Annotated in this window: 2 protein-coding genes; one reads left to right on the top strand and one right to left on the bottom strand. The window is 55.9% G+C overall.

Features of this window, described 5'->3' with window-relative positions:
• Positions 1-292 (top strand): ATP-binding cassette domain-containing protein (locus tag J5224_RS32380; RefSeq protein ID WP_264629041.1); only part of this gene is annotated, 292 nt, incomplete at its 5' end.
• A gap of 21 nt (positions 293-313) precedes the next feature.
• On the opposite strand, the gene J5224_RS32385 is transcribed toward J5224_RS32380, so the two are convergent.
• Complete coding sequence (locus J5224_RS32385) at positions 314-742, bottom strand: TOBE domain-containing protein (RefSeq protein ID WP_264629042.1); 429 nt, start codon at positions 740-742, stop codon at positions 314-316.
• Between the last annotated feature and the right edge of the window lie 8 nt (positions 743-750).

The following is a 750-nucleotide window of genomic DNA, read 5'->3' on the forward strand; positions in this document are numbered from 1 at the left end:
CTTGGCATTACTCTTGGGCTATGAAACCCTGTTTGGGGAGTTGGGTGAAGGGCTTTCCGGGGGGCAAAAACAGCGCCTGTTTATCGCTCGCGCGCTCTATCGCAAACCGGGCATTCTCTTTCTGGACGAAGCCACCAGCGCACTGGATAAAGAAAGCGAAGCCTTTGTTAATCTGGCGATCAGGCAGATGAACATTACCCGGATTATCATTGCACATCGAGAATCGACGCTCGCCAGTGCCGATAGGGTAATCACCCTCGGCCCAGAGGGGAAAATAGTCGGTATGCCCTAATGGCATACCGAACGCGTCGCATCAGGCTTTGGTCGCTAAAATCACGCTGGAGGCTTTAATCAGGGCGATCAGTTCACTGCCAACGCTGACCTGCATCTCTGCCACGCTTTCATTGGTGATGGTGGAGGTCAGCGCCAAGCCGCTGCCGGTGAGCAAATGGATGGTGGAGTTGACCGCGCCGGGAATGACAGAGGTCACTTTGCCACGGAATTGGTTACGGGCGGAGAACACCAGGCCGCTGTTGGCCGAAGCCAGAATCACCCAGGGCGCCTTGACCAGTGCAATCGCAGCTTTACCCGGCACCAGACCCAGCGTATTGCTGCTGGCACGGGTGATCACGGTGGTCAGGGTTTCCCCACCTTCCAACGTGAGAACCACTTCATTATTGACCGCGCCTTCGGTTACCGACGCCACCACACCAGAAAGTTGATTTCTTGCCGACACTGACATAGCTCGCT

The sequence above is a fragment of the Candidatus Symbiopectobacterium sp. NZEC135 genome (genome assembly GCF_025962695.1).

Bases quoted from the DNA above. Each gene is read 5' to 3' on its own strand.
- J5224_RS32385 (WP_264629042.1), bottom strand. From the start codon at position 742: ATGTCAGTGTCGGCAAGAAATCAACTTTCTGGTGTGGTGGCGTCGGTA.